Genomic DNA, 17,379 nt, shown 5'->3' with positions numbered 1-17,379 from the left:
ACGGAGGACCCCAATGATCCACGCTACTTGCCATACAGCTGATAATGTCCGCTGCATCGAGTTCGATGCCACACCCTGGTTCAGCGAGGCTAACGCTCCGAGCATTATCGATTTGGCCCAACGCGGATGGGCCAGCACAGCGATTGCAGAATCCCTCGAGCGCCGACGAGGATACGAACGGTTGCACGACCTCGTTGAGTACGCAGCGAAGCGACTGCAACCGGAATCCCTGGAGGACCCCACCTGGGAAACCTTCGAGTGCGTCGTCGATGGACCCGAGGCCGTAGCCTGGCTCGAGAAAAACCGGCCCGACGTTGTGGCAAGGATCCCGTAAGCTATGAGAAGCGCAGCAATGGCGACGATGATTGGCGCATCAACAATGAAGCAGAAATGGCGCGCCCGAAAGGATTCGAACCTCTGACCCCGTGATTCGTAGTCACGTGCTCTATCCAGCTGAGCTACGGGCGCGTGCCGCGATGTGTGGGGCCAAAAGTCAGAGCCGCCAACACCGGATGCGTTTCGGAAACGATGTTTGCGAAAGCGGGCCATAGCTACCGGGTCGAGCCCGGCTTGGCAAGCGCCCTGAGCCGCTTATTTCACTACCGTGACATAGCCGGAAAAAACGGCTCAGGCCCGCGCGCGTTCGTTGCGGATGCTGTGCAGTTCCACCGGCCGGTCCGGAAGGCTGATCCGGAAGGTGGCGCCCAAAGTGCCTTCCACAAGGTGAATATCGCCGTCATGGGCGCGGACCAGTTCGGCCGCGATCGCGAGGCCCAGCCCACTACCGCCGGGGCGGGACGAGCCCTGAAATGCCTCGAATAGGTGGTCGCGCGCCCGCTGCGGGACGCCTGGGCCGGTGTCGGACACTTCGAGAATGGTGACAGCGCCTTCGCGGCGGCCGGTGATGCGGATCTGCTGCGGGGCGACGTCGCTCTGCGGCTGCCCCTCCAGCGCCTGGGCCGCATTGCGGACCAGATTGAGCAAAATGCGAAACAACTGATCGGGATCGGCATCAATCATCAGCCCGCGCTCGATGGCGTTGACCCAGCCGATCGACACGTCGGTCGCGAGCCCGGCCGATTCGCGGACTTCGTTGACCACCGGTTCAACGAGAATCATCTTGCGGTCGGGGGCAGCTTCCTGCGCGCGGCCATAAGAGAGTGTCGACTGGCAGAAGGCGATGGCGCGCTCCAGCGAGCGCATCAGCTTCGGCGCGAAGCGCTGCACGCGGGGATCGGGCACGCTGGCGAGCTGATCCGACAGCAATTGTGACGACGCAAGCAGATTGCGCAGGTCATGATTGATCTTCGAGACCGCGAGGCCGAGCGCAGCGAGACGACTCTTCTGATGCAGCATCGAAACGAGATCGCGCTGCATGTCGGACAATTCGCGCTCCGCCACGCCGATTTCGTCAGCGCGCTGGCTCGGCACGATGATCCGCGCCGAGCTCTCGGGGTTTTCATGGAAAGCGACGAGATTGGCCGTCAAATTCCGCATCGGCCGCACGAAAAGATAATGCAGCGCCAGATAGACCAGCCCCGCAGAGAGAATCGCCAATCCCAGCGACACCCACAACAGATTGCTGGAAAAACGATACATCGCCTGCCGCAGCGGTAACTCATCGACCACCACTTCAATGAATTGCGCCCCGCCGGGCGCCGGCCCGATGATGCGCATCGTCTGATCGCCGGTTTCCAGCATGACCTCGAACGCATCGACAATCGCCGACCACACCGTCATCGACCGCATATCGATGTCATGGTCGATCTGCGCCGGCAGATCCGCGCTGGCGAGCAGACGGCGCTGCTGGCCCATCTTGATGGCCACCGCACGGGCGCCGATGCTGCTCAGGATTTGTCGCGACAGCGATTCCGGGACCATGCCGAGCGGCGCGGCATCCAGCACCAGTGCTGCCGTATTGGCCGCGGCCAGCCTGTCGTTCAGCCTGTTGATCCGGAAATTGGCGATCGAGGGCACATAAATGAGAATTTCGGCAATCAGCACCAGCGGAATGGTGAGCAGCAACAGCTTGCCCGACAGCCCCAGCCGTCGCATGGGGCCGAGCCTGAACGCGGGCTCGATGGGCTTTTCGCCGGCCGAAGACACAATATTGGCCTCTGATCTCACGGTCTGACGCTGAACTATCGAGAGATACGGGTCCAACGACGATTTGTTACGATGATGTTTGCGACCAGTTCTTAAATTTGTCCGCTGAGCGAACACGCTTAAGCCATAGAGCAATTTCACAACCGCCAACAACCTGAAAACACCGGGAAATTGGGATTAATCCCATAGTTCCAAGAATTTGGCGGATCAGAACACCGCTACAGGGCAACATTGACGAAAACAGGACGCTCCCGTATAAGCCCGCCAACTGTCCGCGATGACCCGGTTTTGGATCGGGTGCGGCTCGTCTTTGGGCCGGAAATGGCTCGTTGAGCCAACATCTTAGGACTTACCTCAAATTACTCGGCGAATTGCCCGGTCAGCGGAGAACGACCCGTGAAGCGGACTTATCAACCCAGCAAATTGGTGCGCAAGCGCCGTCACGGCTTCCGCGCTCGCTTGGCGACCGTTGGCGGCCGCAAGGTTCTGGCTGCGCGCCGCGCACGTGGCCGCAAGCGCCTCAGCGCCTGATCGGATCTCTTCCGAGAGTTCATCATGGACCGGTTACGGCAGCGGGCGGACTTTCTCGCCGCTGCCAATGGGCCGCGGGTGAACAGCCCTGCCTTTGTGATGCAAACCCGGCGACGTGAAGACGACGGCCCGATCAGGGTCGGCTTTACCGTGACCAAAAAAAACGGAACCGCCACCGAGCGGAACCGTATCCGGCGCAGGCTTCGCGAACTGGTGAAGCGCGTCGATGTCTTATCCATGCGACCCCACAGCGATTATGTGCTAGTCGGCCGTCGTGTCGCGCTCCAACGCGATTTCACGATGATGCTCGACGACCTCCGCTCGGCGCTGCACCGCCTCGATCGGCAATCTTCTAAGACGCAATCTTCTAAAACCAGCGTGACCTGACGCTTTCAGCCTGCGACAAGCGCGCAGCCGGAAGCGAGAGCCGCACCCGCATTTGAATGACGAGACCTGAACGATGACCGACAATCGCAACACCATTATTGCCGTCATTCTGTCCGGCCTGGTGCTGATCGGCTGGCAATATTTCTACAACATCCCGCAGATGGAGAAGCAGCGCGCACAGACCGCGACGCAGACCCAGCTCGCCAACCCGACCGCACAGCCCAACGCCACGCCCGGCAGCACGACGCCGACCGCGAATTCCACCGCCGCAGGCGGCGCACCCACGAATGTGGCGCCGGCCAACGCTCCGATTGTCAGCCGCGACAGCGCCATTGCCGCGTCGCAGCGCGTCAAGATCGACACGCCGCGCATCTCCGGCAGCATCGCACTGAAGGGCGCGCGCCTCGACGATATCTCGCTGACCAAGTTCCGCGACACCGTGGATCCGAAGTCGCCGGCGATCGTGTTGTTCTCCCCCTCCGGCACTGCCGCGCCTTATTATGCCGAGTTCGGCTGGGTCGCCGCCGCCGGTGCAAACACCAAGATTCCCGACCAGAACACCCAGTGGCAGCAGGAAGGCTCCAACGCCCTGACGCCGACCACGCCTGTCGTGCTCAAGTACAACAACGGCGACGGCCTGACGTTCACTCGCACCATTTCGATCGACGACCGCTACCTGTTCTCGGTCAAGGATGACGTCAGCAATATCGGCAACGCGCCGGTGACGCTGTATCCGTTCGCGCTGATCTCGCGCCACGGCACGCCGCATGTCGAAGGCTATTACATCCTGCATGAAGGCCTCGTCGGCTATCTCGGCGACCAGGGCCTGCAGGAATACGGTTACAAGAAGATCGACGAAGCCAAGGCGGTGAATTTCAAGGTCACCAATGCCTGGCTCGGCATCACCGACAAATATTGGGCGTCGGCACTGCTACCCGACACCAATGCACAGCTGCAGGCCCGTTTCTCATCGAACCTGACCGGCACCCAGCGGACCTACCAGACCGACTATCTGCAGGACGCGCAGACCATCGCCATCGGCGGCACCGGCACGGCCAATGCCCGCCTGTTCGCCGGCGCCAAGGAAGCGGCCACTGTCGGCATCAACTTCCCGCTGGCGGTCGGTCTCGGCGGCTATAATCAAGCGCTCGGCCTCAACCACTTCGACCTTCTGATCGACTGGGGCTGGTTCTACTTCATCACCAAGCCGATGTTCCTGGCGCTCGACTGGTTCTTCCACCTGTTCGGCAATTTCGGCATCGCTATTTTGCTGGTGACGGTGCTGGTGAAGATCATCTTCTTCCCGCTGGCCTCGAAGTCCTACGCCTCGATGGCGAAGATGAAGGCCGTGCAGCCGCAGCTGGCGGCGCTCAAGGAGCGCTTCCCTGACGACAAGATGAAGCAGCAGCAGGAGATGATGGAGATCTATAAGAAGGAGAAGATCAACCCGATCGCCGGTTGTCTTCCCGTCATGTTGCAGATCCCGGTGTTCTTCTCGCTCTACAAGGTTCTGTTCGTCACCATCGAAATGCGCCACGCGCCGTTCTTTGGCTGGATCAAGGATCTGTCGGCGCATGATCCGACCAATCTCTTCAACCTGTTCGGCCTCATCCCCTTCGATCCGACGACGATTCCGGTGTTCGGTCACTACCTCGCGCTCGGCATCTGGCCGATCATCATGGGCATCACGATGTGGTTCCAGATGAAGCTGAATCCGACACCGCCGGATCCGACGCAGAAGATGATCTTCGACTGGATGCCGCTGATCTTCACCTTCATGCTGGCCGGCTTCCCGGCAGGCCTCGTGATCTACTGGGCATGGAACAACACCCTCTCGGTGCTGCAGCAGGCCTACATCATGAATCGCAACGGCGTGAAGGTCGAACTGTTCGACAACGTGAAGTCGACCTTCGCGAAGAAGCCGGCTGAAAAGAAGACGTAACCCTTGGAGCCCTCATCCTGAGGAGCGGCCACTTGGCCGCGTCTCGAAGGGCGAGGGCGGGGCGCTCATGGTTCGAGACGGCGCTTGCGCGCCTCCTCACCATGAGGGCCGGAGCAGCACAGAAAGCCACTTCGCATGACCACTGACACCGATGCGAAGCTGATCGAACAGGGCCGCCTGCTTTTTGCAGGCGAATGGACGTTCATCTGGGCCTCGCCCTCGATCGAGACGCTGCCGCCAATGGCAGGGATGGAAGTTGCCTTTGCCGGACGCTCCAATGTCGGCAAATCCAGCCTGATCAACTCCCTGACCGGGCGCAACGCGCTGGCGCGGACCTCGCATACGCCGGGCCGCACACAGGAGCTGATCTTCTTCGAAGGTCCTGATGGCTCCGACTTCCGGCTCGTCGATATGCCCGGCTACGGCTATGCCTCGGCGCCAAAGGTCAAGATCGCGTCCTGGACCAAGCTGATCTACAATTTCCTCCAGGGCCGGGCGAGCCTCGCGCGCGTCTACGTCCTGATCGACTCCCGGCATGGCCTGAAGGATGTCGACCTCGACGTGCTCAAGTCCCTCGATCGCTCGGCGGTTAGCTACCAGATCGTGCTGACCAAGGCTGATCAGGTGAAGAAGAGCGAACTCGATAAGACCCTCGAAGAGGTCCGCACCGAGTTGCGGACTCATCCGGCAGCCTTTCCGGACGTGCTGGTTACATCGTCGCGCACCGGTGACGGCATGGCCGAATTGCGGGCTGCAATGGTCCGCCTGTTGAACGAGCGCAACTGATGACCCGCTTTAGCCTGTTTCGCATTCTTGTCATCCTGGCTAGCGTGATGGGCGCCGACGGCGTCATTCTCGCCGCCGCTTCGGCGCATCAGCCGGACGCGACGCGGCTGGCCTCGGCCTCCTCGATGCTGCTGTTTCATGCCGCCGCCATTCTCGGTGCCGTCGCCCTGATCGAGCGCGGCGTCGCCCATCTGCAGATCGGCCTGACAGCTGCGTTCGGCTTCGTCATTGCTGCCGCGATCTTCGCCGGCGACCTGACCCTGCGCCAATATGTCGGTCACGGCTTGTTCACAATGGCCGCGCCGACCGGCGGCACCCTGCTGATCCTGAGCTGGCTGGCGCTGGCGGTATCCGCAGCCTGGCCGCGCCCCGCCTGACGCCGGGCCACTGGACAGAGCAGCGATGCTTTGCGCGGCGGCAATCAATCGGCTAGAACGCGCCGCAGATTGCTCACCGTGAGATCCGCTTCATGACCGACGCGCCCATCATCAGTGCTCTCGACCAGGCCCGCATCCTGTCGGAGGCGCTGCCCCACATGCAGCAATATGACGAAGAGACGATCGTCATCAAATATGGCGGGCACGCCATGGGCGCCGAGGATACGGCCCGCGCATTTGCCCGCGACATCGTCCTCTTGGAACAGACCGCCATCAATCCGGTGGTCGTGCATGGCGGCGGCCCGCAGATCGCGCAGATGCTGACACGCCTCGGCATCAAATCGGAATTCGCCGCCGGATTGCGCATCACCGACGCGGCGACCATCGAGATCGTCGAGATGGTGCTGGCCGGCTCGATCAACAAGCAGATCGTCAGCTACATCAACGAAGCCGGCGGCAAGGCCGTCGGCCTATGCGGCAAGGACGGCAACATGGTCACTGCGTCGAAGGCGACGCGCACCATGGTCGATCCCGATTCGAACATCGAGAAGGTGGTCGATCTCGGCTTTGTCGGCGAGCCGGAAAAAGTCGACCTGACGTTGCTGAACCAGCTGATCGGCTATGAGCTGATTCCGGTGCTGGCGCCGCTCGCAGCAAGCAAGGACGGCAAGACCTTCAACGTCAATGCCGATACCTTTGCCGGCGCCGTCGCCGGTGCGCTGAAGGCCAAGCGCCTGCTTCTGCTCACCGACGTGCCGGGCGTGCTCGACAAGTCGAAGAAGCTGATCCCGGAATTGTCGATCAAGGATGCCCGCAAGCTGATCGCCGACGGCACGATTTCCGGCGGCATGATCCCAAAGGTCGAGACCTGCATCTATTCGCTCGAACAGGGTGTCGAAGGCGTCGTCATTATCGATGGCAAGACTCCCCATGCCGTGCTGCTCGAACTCTTCACCAATCAGGGCACGGGCACACTGATCCACAAGTGATGGACACACCACACCACACGTCGTCATGGCCGGGCTTGTCCCGGCCATTCGCGTCTGGCTGGTGGGCGCGAAAAACATCGTTGACGCTTCTCGCCAGCGTCATCTGGCTATTTGCCAGCACGGCCGCCCGCGCCGATCTCAAACTTTGCAACCGCATGAGTTATGTCGTCGAAGCCGCCATCGGTATCGACGACAAGAACGCTACCGCGACGCGCGGCTGGTTTCGCATCGACCCCGCGCAGTGCCGCGTCGTCGTACAGGGCACGCTGACAGCCGACCGCATCCTGCTGCATGCCCGCGCGCTCAGCATCTATGGCGCCTCACCCGTGGCGCAGAACGGCACCGACAACCTGTGCATCGCACCGGATAACTTCGTCATCGCCGCCGCCCGACAATGCCGCGCCGGACAGTCGCAAGTGCCGTTCACGATGATCAAGCCGACGCAGACCGACGACGGCAACATGGTCGCCTATCTCGCGGAAGACAGCGAATATGACGACGAACAGGCCAAGCTCGCTGCGATCCAGCGCCTGCTGGTGATCGCCGGTTACGACGCCGCGCCCATCGACGGCGTGGATGGGCCGAAGACCCAGAGCGCGCTCTCGTCATTTCTCAAGAGTCGCGGCCTTGCGGCTGATGTGGTTTCGACGCCGAACTTCTTCGAAACCATGATGGCCGCGGTGCAGGCGCCATCTGCGACGGGGCTCACCTGGTGCAACGACACGTCCTACAAGGTGATGGCGTCAGTCGCGACCGATGATGGCAAGGGCGTTGTCAGCCGCGGCTGGTATCGCATCGAACCAGGCAAATGCCTGCGGCCGGATATTGTCGGCCAACCCCGCCAGATCCTCAGTTTCGCCGAGGCCGTCGACGACAATGGCCGCGGCATCAAGCTCAACGACAAGCCCCTGAACTGGGGTGGCGTTCGCATGCTCTGCACGCGCGAGAGCAAATTCGAGATCCGCGAACACAGTGACTGCAATACCCGCGGCCTCACCAGCGCCGGCTTCGCCATCGTCGATATGTCCGGCGGCGGCAAGACGCTGCGCTTTGGGACACCGTGACGGCCAGACAACAGAGACAATCAATGACCCTGCCAACCAAATCGCCGCGCGCCTTCAACCATGTCGAGACATGGGTGTTCGATCTCGACAACACGCTGTATCCGCACCACGTGAACCTGTGGCAGCAGGTCGATGGCAAGATCCGCGACTTCGTCGCGAACTTCCTCAGGATTTCACCCGACGCGGCCTTCAAGGTTCAGAAGGACTATTACAAGCGTTACGGCACCACCATGCGCGGCATGATGACCGAACACGGGGTCCGCGCCGACGACTTTCTGGCTTTCGTCCACGAGATCGATCATTCGCCGCTGGAGCCCAATCCGGTGATGGGCGCCGCGATCGCACAATTGCCCGGCCGCAAACTGATCCTGACCAACGGCTCGGTCGCCCATGCCGGCGCCGTGCTGGAGCGCCTCGGTTTCGCCGACCAGTTCGAAGCGATCTTCGACATCATCGCCGCCGATCTGGAGCCGAAGCCGGCTCAGCAGACCTATGACAAGTTTCTTCGCCTGCACGGCGTCGATCCGTCCAAAGCCGCCATGTTCGAGGACCTGTCGCGCAACCTCGTGGTGCCGCACAAACTCGGCATGACCACCGTGCTGATCGTGCCCGACGGTGCCAAGGAGGTGGTGCGCGAGGACTGGGAGCTGGAAGGCCGCGACGACGACCATGTCGACCACGTCACCGACGATCTGACGGGGTTTCTGGCGGCGCTGAACAAAGCGCGCTGATCTCGAACAGCGGCACATCCCCTCGCCTGTCATCGCCCGGCCTGGCGCGCACTTGCGCGCGTGGACCGGGCGATCCAGTAGGCACCAGCAGAAGTGATGAAGCCGTCCCGCCGCCGTATACTGGATCACCCGCTTTCGCGGGTGATGACAGGCTGAGTTTGACGCGGACGGCCCTCTTCCCGACCTTGACTCTCCCCGGCCGAATCCCGACAAAAGCTCCAAGAAATCACCTTTTACCCACGATCTGCCCAAGGAAATCGCGATGTCGCTGACCGCCCTCGAATCCACCATCAATGCCGCCTTCGACGCGCGCGACAATGTCAACGCTGCGACCAAGGGCGAAGTCCGCGACGCCGTCGATCAGGCGCTGAACCTGCTCGACAAGGGCGAGGCCCGCGTCGCCGTCCGCGCCGACGACGGCAAGTGGACCGTGAACCAGTGGCTGAAGAAGGCCGTGCTGCTGTCGTTCCGCCTCAATGACATGGCGCAGATCTCTGGTGGTCCCGGCGGCGCGGCCTGGTGGGACAAGGTGCCCTCGAAGTTCGAGGGATGGGGCGACAACAGCTTCCGCGACGCCGGCTTCCGCTCTGTGCCGGGCGCCATCGTGCGCAAGTCGGCCTTCATCGCCAAGAACGTCGTGCTGATGCCGTCTTTCGTCAATCTCGGCGCCTATGTCGACGAGAGCTCCATGGTCGACACCTGGTCGACGGTGGGCTCCTGCGCCCAGATCGGCAAGCGCGTGCACATTTCCGGCGGCGTCGGCATCGGCGGCGTACTGGAGCCGCTGCAGGCCGGCCCGGTGATCATCGAGGACGACTGTTTCATCGGCGCCCGCTCGGAAGTCGCTGAAGGCGTGATCGTGCGCAAGGGCGCGGTGCTGGCCATGGGCGTGTTCCTGGGCGCATCGACCAAGATCGTCGATCGCGAAACCGGCGAAGTGTTCGTCGGCGAAGTGCCGGAATATGCGGTGCTGGTCCCCGGCAACCTGCCCGGCAAGCCGATGAAGAACGGCCAGATCGGCCCCTCCACCGCCTGCGCCGTGATCGTGAAGCGTGTCGACGAGCGCACCCGCTCCAAGACCAGCATCAACGAGTTGCTGCGCGACTGATTGTCGTTCGGACCGGTTTGCGCGTAGCATCGCGCAGACCGGACCGATCCGTTGACCTGGGGGCTGCCATGGACTGGACCACGCTGCTTTTCAGCTTCAAGGGACGTATCAACCGCGGCAAATACTGGCTCGCGATCCTGATCTACATAGTGGCCTGGATCGCCTTCGTGGCTGCTGCCGTGATGTGGCTCGGCGGATTCGACACCGACCGGCTGTTCAGCATGGTCGGCGGCGCGTTGCTGCTGTGGCTGGCCGCCATCGTCCTGATCGTCGCCGGCACCTGGTCCGGCATCGCCACCGGCATCAAGCGGCTGCACGACCGCGAGAAGAGCGGCTGGTGGATCCTGGTGTTCTGGCTTGGGCCGAGCGTCCTCAGCGGCATCGGCAGCACCAGCAGCGCGAGCACCAGCTTCGTCTTTCATATCGCCAGCTTCGCCGTGACCATCTGGGCCATCGTCGAACTGGGCTTCCTGCGCGGCACCGCCGGGCCGAACGAATACGGTCCCGATCCGCTTGCCGCGCTTGCCACTGCACCAAGGGTCTGATGTCCACCGACGCTCTCTCCATCGCTCAAGATCTTCTCCGCTGCCCCTCAGTCACTCCTGCTGACGCCGGCGCCCTCGGCGTGCTCGAGAGCCTGCTGACGTCGGCCGGCTTCGAAGTCCATCGCGTCACCTTCAGCGAGGAAGGCAGCGCCGACATCGAAAACCTCTATGCCCGTATCGGGACTTCCGCGCCGCATATCTGTTTTGCTGGCCATACCGACGTGGTGCCGCCCGGTGATGAAGCGGCGTGGACCCATGGCGCTTTCTCCGGCGACGTGACGAACGGCCTGCTCTATGGCCGCGGCGCGGTGGACATGAAGGGTGGCATCGCCGCGTCAGTCGCCGCCGTGCTGGACTATCTGGCGGCGAATGACGGCAAGCCGCAAAAGGACGGCGGCGGTTCGATCTCCTTCCTGATCACCGGCGACGAAGAAGGCATTGCCGTCAATGGCACCGTGAAGCTGCTGCAATGGGCGGCCGAGCGTGGCGAAAAGTTCGATCATTGCATCGTCGGCGAGCCCTCGAATGTCGAGGAGATGGGCGACACGATCAAGATCGGACGCCGCGGGTCGCAATCAGGCACGCTGGTCGTCGATGGCGTGCAGGGCCATGTCGCCTATCCGCATCGCGCGTCAAACCCTGTGCCGGACATCGCTGCGCTGATCACAGCGCTGAGCAGCGACCCGCTCGATCCGGGCAATGCGCAGTTTCAGCCGTCCAATCTCGAATTCACCTCGGTGGATGTCGGCAACAAGGCGACCAACGTCATCCCCGCGCAAGCGCGGGCGAAGTTCAATATCCGCTTCAACGACCATCACACGCAGGCGTCATTGCGCGACCTGATCGATGCACGCGTCGCAACTGCCGCCGGCAATCGCATTCGCGCGCATGTGATTTGGGAGCCGAGCAATTCGGACAGCTTCGTCACAAAGCCCGGCGCATTTACCGATACGGTCGTCGCCGCGATCAAGGATGTCACCGGCCGTACACCGGATCTCAACACGGGCGGCGGAACCTCGGATGCGCGCTTCATCAAGAACTACTGCCCGGTGATTGAATTCGGCCTGGTCGGGCAGACCATGCATCAGATCGACGAACACACGAAGGTTGCCGATCTGGAGAAGCTCACCCAAATCTATCGCGGCGTGCTGGATCGGTATTTCGCATGAACGGCAAGATTCTTGTCCTCACCGCGCTCGAAAGCGAGCTCGACAAATCACGCGCGCCTGCCGAGATCGAGGTGATTTTCACCGGCGTCGGCAAGATCAACACCACGATCGCAACGCTTCAGGCGGTGCAGGCCATGCAGCCCAAACTCGTCGTGAACTACGGCACCGCGGGCAAGCTAAACACCAAACTCAACGGCCTCGTCGAGGTCAGCGACGTGATCCAGCGCGACATGAATGCCGAGCCGTTGGCGCCGCGCGGCCGCACGCCCTTTGCGCCCGATCTCGACCGCCTGGTCTCGGGCCAGCGCGGCGTGATCTGCGGCAGTGGTGACAGTTTCGTCACCTCCACCGATCCTTGGCTGGTGTCGAACAATGTCGATATCGTCGATATGGAACTGTTTGCCATCGCGCAGGTCTGCCTGCGCCATGGCATCCGCTGGCGCGCCTTCAAGTTCATCACCGACGACGCCAATGATTTCGCACATGAACACTGGACGGCCAATGTCGCCAATGGCCAGGATCTGTTCTGGGAAGCGATGAAGGGCGTGAAGGTCTAGTAGTCGACCTTTACCAGATACAGCCCATCCGGCGGCGCCACGATGCCGCAGGCGCTGCGGTCCTTCGCGGCAAGCGCCGCAGCCAGGTCGTCCGGCGTCCAGCGGCCGTTGCCGACCCAGACCAGTGAGCCAACCATCGAGCGCACCTGGCTGTGCAGGAACGAGCGTGCGGAGGTCGTGATAGTGATCGCCTCACCGTTCTGCACCACATCGAGCTGATCGAGCGTGCGGATCGGCGACTTGGCCTGGCATTCGGTATCGCGAAAGGTCGTGAAGTCGTGTCGACCGAGCAAACGCTTCGCAGCCTCGCTCATGGCAGCGACATCGAGCGGGCGCGGCACGCGCCATACCCGGCCGGCATCGACGGCGAGGTTCGCGCGACGATTGGTGATGCGATAGACATAGTGGCGCTTGATGGCCGAGAACCGCGCCTCGAAATCATCCGGCACGATATCCGCCGACAGCACGCCGACCGGATGCGGCCGCAGATGGGCATTCATGCCATCGCGAAAGCGACCCGGCACCAGCACTTTCGGCACGTCGCAATGGGCGACCTGGCCGAGCGCATGGACGCCGGCATCGGTACGACCGGCACCGTGAACGCGGATCGGCTCGCCGCAAATGGCCTCGGCGGCACGCTCCAGCGCGCCCTGTACGGTCAGCGTCGCGTTGGCCTGCACCTGCCATCCGGAAAATGGCGCGCCGTCATATTCGATGATCATCTTGTAGCGCGGCATCAGCCCACCCGCAGAGGCGGCTTCAACGGCGTGCCACGCAGGAATTCACTGGCTTTCATCGGCTGCTTGCCGGCGCGCTGCAGGTCGATGATCCGGATCGCGCCATCGCCGCAGGCGATGGTGAGCTGATCGTCGATGATCTCGCCGGGCGAGCCCGCGCCCTTTGCAAGCTCGCAACGCAGAACCTTCACACGTACCGCCTCGCCCTCGATCGGCACTTCGCACCACGCGCCCGGAAACGGCGACAGGCCATGACAATGCCGAAGCACGTCGCGCGCCGGCTTCGACCAGTCGATCTTGGCCTCGGCCTTGTCGATCTTGGCCGCGTAGGTGACGCCGTCTGCACTCTGCGGGGTCAGGCTCAGCCGCCCCCTTTCCAGCGCACCCATGGCCCGCACCATCAGATCGGCACCAAGCGGCGCCAGCGCATCGTGCAGGTCCAGCGCCGTCATCGCATCGGTGATCGCCAGGCGCTCGGCCATGGCGACATCGCCGGTGTCGAGGCCGACATCCATCTTCATCACCATGACGCCGCTCTCGGCGTCGCCCTCCATGATGGCACGATTGATCGGTGCGGCGCCGCGCCAGCGCGGCAACAGCGAGCCGTGCAGGTTGAAACAGCCGAGCGGCGGTACATCGAGAATATTCTGCGGCAGGATCATGCCATAGGCGACGACGACCGTAGCCTCGGCCTCATGCGACCGGAACTCGGCTTCGGCTTCCGGCGTCCGCAGCGTTTTCGGCGTGAAGACGGGAATGCCGAGCCGTTCAGCCTCGCGCGCCACCGGCGTCGGCTGCAGCTTCATGCCACGGCCGGCGGGCTTTGCTTCGCGGGTATAGACGGCGACGATCTCATGGCCGTGGGCCACGAGTTCGAGCAGCGTCGGCACCGCGAAATCCGGCGTGCCCATGAAGATCAAACGAAGCGACATAGGTCGGAGCCGATCTGTTGCAGCGTTGCGCGGAGAAACTACTCCGCGCGCTTGGCGAGCTTGGTGAACTTCTTCAGCACGCGGTCGCGCTTCAGCTTCGAAAGGTAATCGACGAACAGCACGCCATTGAGATGGTCGATCTCGTGCTGAATGCAGGTCGCGAACAGGCCAGAAGCCTCTTCCTCGATGGTCTTGCCGTCGAGGTCCATATAGCGGATCCGTACCGTCGCCGGACGTTCCACTTCCTCGTAATATTCGGGGATCGACAGACAGCCCTCTTCATAGACCGAGAGCTCTTCCGAGGCCGAGATGACCTCCGGATTGATGAAGACACGCGGCTTCTTGCCGTCCTCCTCATCGTCCTTCTTGGCGATGTCCATGGTGATCAGCCGCAGCGGAACCGCGATCTGGATCGCCGCCAGCCCGATCCCGGGTGCGTCATACATCGTCTCGAACATGTCGTCGGCGAGCTTGCGCACCTCCGACGTCACCTTCTCGACTGGTTTGGAGATCAGCCGCAACTGTTTGTCGGGCAGGATAATGATTTCACGAATGGCCATGGCGGCGATTTAATCTGCGCGCCGGTCCGGGTCAATCCGCTGGAAAAGCTGGACTTTGAAGGACGTTAACTCCCCGCTAACCATGAAAATTGAGGCGCGGTTAACCATGTTGGTTAAGGCCTGCTTAACCACATTTCTTAGGCTTGGGTTAACCAGGAAAATTCATTTTGCATTAACCATAAATGTTCCCTCTTCGTTCGCGCAACCGACCGAATCGGCTACAAGGATGGGATGAACGAGATTCTTTTCATGATCGGCGACATGCCGGTCACCGCCGGCGTGGCATTGATGGGCTTCAGTGCTCTGGCGCTGGGTTTGCTGCTCACCATCGCCATCATCATCGCTCGCTCCGGTAGCCGCGGCGCCGCCATGGCCATGGCCCAGGCGATCCGCGCCGACGAACTGGAAGAACGCCTCAGCGAAGTGCTGAAAGCACAGAACGAAGCCACCGGCCGCGTCGACGCCATGGGCCAGGCCTTGGCAGGCCGTCAGGCCGACATGGCACGCGCGGTGTCCGAGCGACTGGACTCCGTGACCCATCGCGTCGGCCAATCCATGGAACAGACCACACGCAACACGATGGAAAGCCTGAGCGCGCTGCATGAGCGGTTGGGCATCATCGACAACGCCCACAAGAACCTCACTGACCTCACCTCGCAGGTGACGACGCTCCGCGACGTGCTCGCCAACAAGCAGTCGCGCGGCGCTTTCGGTCAGGCGCGGATGGAAAGCATCGTCAAGGACGGCATGCCGAGCGGCGCCTATGCGTTCCAGCACACGCTATCGTCGGGCAAACGGCCGGACTGCGTGATCTTCCTGCCGGATCAGCGTCCACTGTGCATCGATGCGAAATTCCCTTTGGAGGCCGTCACGGCGCTGCATGACGCGCGCAGCGACGAGGAGAAGAAATACGCGGCGCAGCGCTTGCGCGCGGACGTGATGAAACATGTCACCGACATCGCCGAGAAGTATCTGGTTGCCGGCGAGACGCAGGATACGGCGCTGATGTTCGTGCCGTCGGAATCCGTCTATGCGGAAATCCATGACGGCTTCGACGACATCATCCAGAAGGCCTATCGCGCCCGCGTCGTGCTGGTTTCCCCCTCGCTGCTGATGCTGGCTATCCAGGTGATGCAGCAAATCCTGAAGGACGCGCGGATGCGCGACGCCGCCGACCAGATCCGCACCGAGGTACTGAATCTGGGCGACGACCTCACCCGGTTGCGCGATCGCGTGATGAAGCTGCAGACGCATTTCGGGCAGGCCAATGAGGACGTCCGCCAGATCCTGATCTCCGCCGACAAGATCGAGAAGCGCGCCGGCCGCATCGAGGAACTGGATTTCAGCAAGAGCGAGCCGGCGGCCGAGGTAGCCCCGGTCATCGCGAAGACCGCCGCCCCCGACATGTTCGCGCCACTGCCGCGCAAGATTCAGGCAGGGGAATAGGCCACAGGCCGCTTTCCCCCGAATCTGCTAACCCTTCCCCATGACCAGCGCGCCTGACTCGTCCGAAGCCGCCCTCGCCTTGAAGCCCCGTGCCACCTGGCGCGAGAGCATGGCGGTGTATCTGCAGCCGCGGGTGCTGATTGTGCTGCTGCTTGGCCTGTCGTCGGGTCTGCCGCTTGCATTGTCCGGTTCCACGCTGCTGGTGTGGATGCGCGAATCCGGCGTCGATCTCGGTACCATCGGGTTGTTCGCCCTCGTCGGCACGCCCTACACGCTCAAATTCCTCTGGGCGCCGCTGGTCGACGCGCTGCATGTGCCGTTCTTCACGCGACAGTTCGGCCGCCGCCGCGGCTGGCTGGTATTTTCACAACTGCTGCTGATCGGCGCGATCCTGCTGCTGGCGCTCACCGACCCCGCCCGCTCGCCACTGTTCGTCGCCCTCGGCGCGCTACTGGTCGCCGCGATGTCGTCGACACAGGACATCGTTGTCGATGCGTTTCGTGTCGAAAGCCTGCCGGAGAGCGAACAGGCGGCCGGCATGGCGTCCTATGTCGCGGCCTATCGCATCGGCATGCTGATCTCGACCGCCGGCGTGCTGTTTCTGGTCAGCGCCTTCGAGAGCACGGGCATCGCGCGCTCCACCGCCTGGATGTGGGGCTATGTGGCAATGGCGGCGATGGTGCTGATCGGCACGGTCACAGCGCTTGCGGCCACCGAGCCCGAGCAATCCGCGCAGGCCGAAGCGGCCACACGCGGCGAGAGCGCCTTCAATCGCGTGCTGCAGGCCGCAATCGGCGCGTTCTCCGAATTCCTGGCCCGCAAGGACGCCTGGGCCGCGCTGGCGTTCGTGGTGCTGTTCAAATTCACCGACGCATTTTCCGGCACCATGACGGCGCCGTTCGTGATTGATCTCGGCTTCACCCGCAACGACTATGCCGCCATCGTCAAAGGCGTCGGCCTTGCCGCCACGCTGATCGGCGGCTTCGCTGGAGGTTTTGTCGCGCGGCGCTATTCACTGGCGGCGAGCCTGTGGATCGGCGCTGTGTTACAGGCACTGTCCAATCTCGCCTTCTCATGGCTCGCCATCGTCGGCGTCAATCAATGGGCGCTGGCACTGGCCATCTCGGTCGAGAACTTTACAAGCGCCATCGGCACGGTGATCTTCGTCGCCTACCTTTCGGCGCTGTGCAAAAACCCGCTGCACACCGCCACGCAATATGCGCTACTCACAGCGCTCGCTGCGGTGGGGCGGACCTATCTGTCAGCAGGCGCAGGTTACGTTGCGCAAGCGACGGGATGGCCGATGTTCTTCGTCATCAGCGTGGTGGTCGCGGTACCGAGCCTGATCTTGCTGATCTGGCTGCAGCGCCGCGCGCATTTCGAAATGCTGGGGCCAGTGCGGGTTTAACCGA

General features: G+C 62.6%; 18 protein-coding genes and 1 tRNA gene. 14 read left to right on the top strand and 5 right to left on the bottom strand.

Translation table 11 applies throughout. The annotated features are described in order from the left end of the window. Window positions 1-391: 391 nt before the first annotated feature. Together AB8A50_RS24590 and AB8A50_RS24585 are read right to left on the bottom strand one after the other, a co-directional pair. Window positions 392-468 (bottom strand) — tRNA-Arg (locus AB8A50_RS24590). Window positions 469-627: 159 nt separating this feature from the next. After that, window positions 628-2,055, bottom strand: coding sequence for an ATP-binding protein (locus AB8A50_RS24585; protein WP_175368586.1), 1,428 nt, complete (start codon window positions 2,053-2,055; stop codon window positions 628-630). A gap of 447 nt (window positions 2,056-2,502) precedes the next feature. Here AB8A50_RS24585 and rpmH point away from each other — a divergent pair, with 447 nt between their 5' ends. The 12 genes from rpmH to AB8A50_RS24525 all read left to right on the top strand — a co-directional run bounded on the left by rpmH (window position 2,503) and on the right by AB8A50_RS24525 (window position 12,292). Further along, complete coding sequence (gene rpmH / locus AB8A50_RS24580; RefSeq protein WP_011471298.1) at window positions 2,503-2,637, top strand: 50S ribosomal protein L34; 135 nt, start codon at window positions 2,503-2,505, stop codon at window positions 2,635-2,637. A 24-nt stretch (window positions 2,638-2,661) separates the two neighbouring features. Then, window positions 2,662-3,024: a ribonuclease P protein component gene (gene rnpA / locus AB8A50_RS24575; protein ID WP_439079200.1), complete on the top strand. Its 363-nt coding sequence runs from the start codon at window positions 2,662-2,664 to the stop codon at window positions 3,022-3,024. Window positions 3,025-3,097: 73 nt separating this feature from the next. Then, window positions 3,098-4,966 (top strand): membrane protein insertase YidC, encoded by a 1,869-nt coding sequence (gene yidC, locus AB8A50_RS24570; RefSeq protein WP_093759796.1) that lies wholly within the window; start codon window positions 3,098-3,100, stop codon window positions 4,964-4,966. Between the two features lie 135 nt (window positions 4,967-5,101). Next, a complete protein-coding gene (gene yihA / locus AB8A50_RS24565; protein ID WP_120288259.1) occupies window positions 5,102-5,752 on the top strand; it encodes a ribosome biogenesis GTP-binding protein YihA/YsxC in 651 nt (216 codons plus the stop codon). Further along, on the top strand, window positions 5,752-6,129 hold the full coding sequence (locus AB8A50_RS24560) for a DUF423 domain-containing protein (RefSeq protein WP_439079198.1): 378 nt from the start codon (window positions 5,752-5,754) through the stop codon (window positions 6,127-6,129). Before yihA ends, AB8A50_RS24560 begins: the two co-directional genes overlap by 1 nt. Before the next feature lie 92 nt (window positions 6,130-6,221). Then, on the top strand, window positions 6,222-7,118 hold the full coding sequence (argB, locus tag AB8A50_RS24555; protein WP_120288257.1) for an acetylglutamate kinase: 897 nt from the start codon (window positions 6,222-6,224) through the stop codon (window positions 7,116-7,118). An 80-nt stretch (window positions 7,119-7,198) separates the two neighbouring features. Further along, window positions 7,199-8,182, top strand: a complete 984-nt coding sequence (locus tag AB8A50_RS24550) for a DUF1036 domain-containing protein (RefSeq protein ID WP_439079197.1) — start codon at window positions 7,199-7,201, stop codon at window positions 8,180-8,182. Window positions 8,183-8,205: 23 nt separating this feature from the next. Further along, window positions 8,206-8,913 carry a pyrimidine 5'-nucleotidase gene (locus tag AB8A50_RS24545; RefSeq protein ID WP_120288255.1) on the top strand — a complete coding sequence of 236 codons (708 nt, stop codon included), beginning with the start codon at window positions 8,206-8,208 and terminating at the stop codon, window positions 8,911-8,913. Window positions 8,914-9,175: 262 nt separating this feature from the next. Continuing rightward, window positions 9,176-10,021 (top strand): 2,3,4,5-tetrahydropyridine-2,6-dicarboxylate N-succinyltransferase, encoded by an 846-nt coding sequence (dapD, locus tag AB8A50_RS24540; RefSeq protein ID WP_093759804.1) that lies wholly within the window; start codon window positions 9,176-9,178, stop codon window positions 10,019-10,021. Between the two features lie 68 nt (window positions 10,022-10,089). Beyond that, complete coding sequence (locus tag AB8A50_RS24535) at window positions 10,090-10,566, top strand: DUF805 domain-containing protein (protein WP_068732787.1); 477 nt, start codon at window positions 10,090-10,092, stop codon at window positions 10,564-10,566. Next, window positions 10,566-11,735 carry a succinyl-diaminopimelate desuccinylase gene (gene dapE / locus AB8A50_RS24530; protein ID WP_439079196.1) on the top strand — a complete coding sequence of 390 codons (1,170 nt, stop codon included), beginning with the start codon at window positions 10,566-10,568 and terminating at the stop codon, window positions 11,733-11,735. The genes AB8A50_RS24535 and dapE overlap by 1 nt, the downstream gene beginning before the upstream one ends. Next, window positions 11,732-12,292, top strand: coding sequence for a phosphorylase family protein (locus tag AB8A50_RS24525; RefSeq protein ID WP_439079195.1), 561 nt, complete (start codon window positions 11,732-11,734; stop codon window positions 12,290-12,292). Before dapE ends, AB8A50_RS24525 begins: the two co-directional genes overlap by 4 nt. Here the strand turns inward: AB8A50_RS24525 and truA are convergent. The 3 genes from truA to def are packed head-to-tail and all read right to left on the bottom strand — an operon-like array spanning window position 12,289 to window position 14,521. After that, complete coding sequence (truA, locus tag AB8A50_RS24520) at window positions 12,289-13,029, bottom strand: tRNA pseudouridine(38-40) synthase TruA (RefSeq protein ID WP_184513178.1); 741 nt, start codon at window positions 13,027-13,029, stop codon at window positions 12,289-12,291. The two genes, AB8A50_RS24525 and truA, sit on opposite strands and share 4 nt — an antisense overlap. Then, a complete protein-coding gene (fmt, locus tag AB8A50_RS24515) occupies window positions 13,029-13,961 on the bottom strand; it encodes a methionyl-tRNA formyltransferase (protein WP_439079194.1) in 933 nt (310 codons plus the stop codon). The genes truA and fmt overlap by 1 nt, the downstream gene beginning before the upstream one ends. A gap of 38 nt (window positions 13,962-13,999) precedes the next feature. Then, entirely contained in the window at window positions 14,000-14,521 is a 522-nt protein-coding gene (gene def, locus AB8A50_RS24510; protein WP_175368577.1) for a peptide deformylase, read from the bottom strand. Between the two features lie 231 nt (window positions 14,522-14,752). Here def and AB8A50_RS24505 point away from each other — a divergent pair, with 231 nt between their 5' ends. Both AB8A50_RS24505 and AB8A50_RS24500 read left to right on the top strand, forming a co-directional pair. Beyond that, complete coding sequence (locus AB8A50_RS24505; protein ID WP_439079193.1) at window positions 14,753-15,967, top strand: DNA recombination protein RmuC; 1,215 nt, start codon at window positions 14,753-14,755, stop codon at window positions 15,965-15,967. Between the two features lie 40 nt (window positions 15,968-16,007). Next, complete coding sequence (locus AB8A50_RS24500) at window positions 16,008-17,375, top strand: AmpG family muropeptide MFS transporter (protein WP_439079192.1); 1,368 nt, start codon at window positions 16,008-16,010, stop codon at window positions 17,373-17,375. Window positions 17,376-17,379: the final 4 nt, after the last annotated feature.

It is taken from the genome of Tardiphaga sp. 841_E9_N1_2, assembly GCF_051811065.1.
In the GTDB taxonomy this organism is placed as follows: domain Bacteria; phylum Pseudomonadota; class Alphaproteobacteria; order Rhizobiales; family Xanthobacteraceae; genus Tardiphaga; species Tardiphaga robiniae.
The sequence above is the reverse complement of the archived record's forward strand: the minus strand, read 5'-3'. Positions and strand labels throughout refer to the sequence as shown.

Excerpts from the sequence above, each read along its gene's own strand:
- AB8A50_RS24585 (WP_175368586.1), bottom strand. The coding sequence starts at position 2,055 with ATGCGACGGCTGGGGCTGTCGGGCAAGCTGTTGCTGCTCACCATTCCG.
- rnpA (WP_439079200.1), top strand. The coding sequence starts at position 2,662 with ATGGACCGGTTACGGCAGCGGGCGGACTTTCTCGCCGCTGCCAATGGG.
- yidC (WP_093759796.1), top strand. The coding sequence starts at position 3,098 with ATGACCGACAATCGCAACACCATTATTGCCGTCATTCTGTCCGGCCTG.
- yihA (WP_120288259.1), top strand. The coding sequence starts at position 5,102 with ATGACCACTGACACCGATGCGAAGCTGATCGAACAGGGCCGCCTGCTT.
- AB8A50_RS24560 (WP_439079198.1), top strand. The coding sequence starts at position 5,752 with ATGACCCGCTTTAGCCTGTTTCGCATTCTTGTCATCCTGGCTAGCGTG.
- argB (WP_120288257.1), top strand. The coding sequence starts at position 6,222 with ATGACCGACGCGCCCATCATCAGTGCTCTCGACCAGGCCCGCATCCTG.
- AB8A50_RS24545 (WP_120288255.1), top strand. The coding sequence starts at position 8,206 with ATGACCCTGCCAACCAAATCGCCGCGCGCCTTCAACCATGTCGAGACA.
- dapD (WP_093759804.1), top strand. The coding sequence starts at position 9,176 with ATGTCGCTGACCGCCCTCGAATCCACCATCAATGCCGCCTTCGACGCG.
- AB8A50_RS24535 (WP_068732787.1), top strand. The coding sequence starts at position 10,090 with ATGGACTGGACCACGCTGCTTTTCAGCTTCAAGGGACGTATCAACCGC.
- dapE (WP_439079196.1), top strand. The coding sequence starts at position 10,566 with ATGTCCACCGACGCTCTCTCCATCGCTCAAGATCTTCTCCGCTGCCCC.
- AB8A50_RS24525 (WP_439079195.1), top strand. The coding sequence starts at position 11,732 with ATGAACGGCAAGATTCTTGTCCTCACCGCGCTCGAAAGCGAGCTCGAC.
- truA (WP_184513178.1), bottom strand. The coding sequence starts at position 13,029 with ATGCCGCGCTACAAGATGATCATCGAATATGACGGCGCGCCATTTTCC.
- fmt (WP_439079194.1), bottom strand. The coding sequence starts at position 13,961 with ATGTCGCTTCGTTTGATCTTCATGGGCACGCCGGATTTCGCGGTGCCG.
- def (WP_175368577.1), bottom strand. The coding sequence starts at position 14,521 with ATGGCCATTCGTGAAATCATTATCCTGCCCGACAAACAGTTGCGGCTG.
- AB8A50_RS24505 (WP_439079193.1), top strand. The coding sequence starts at position 14,753 with ATGAACGAGATTCTTTTCATGATCGGCGACATGCCGGTCACCGCCGGC.
- AB8A50_RS24500 (WP_439079192.1), top strand. The coding sequence starts at position 16,008 with ATGACCAGCGCGCCTGACTCGTCCGAAGCCGCCCTCGCCTTGAAGCCC.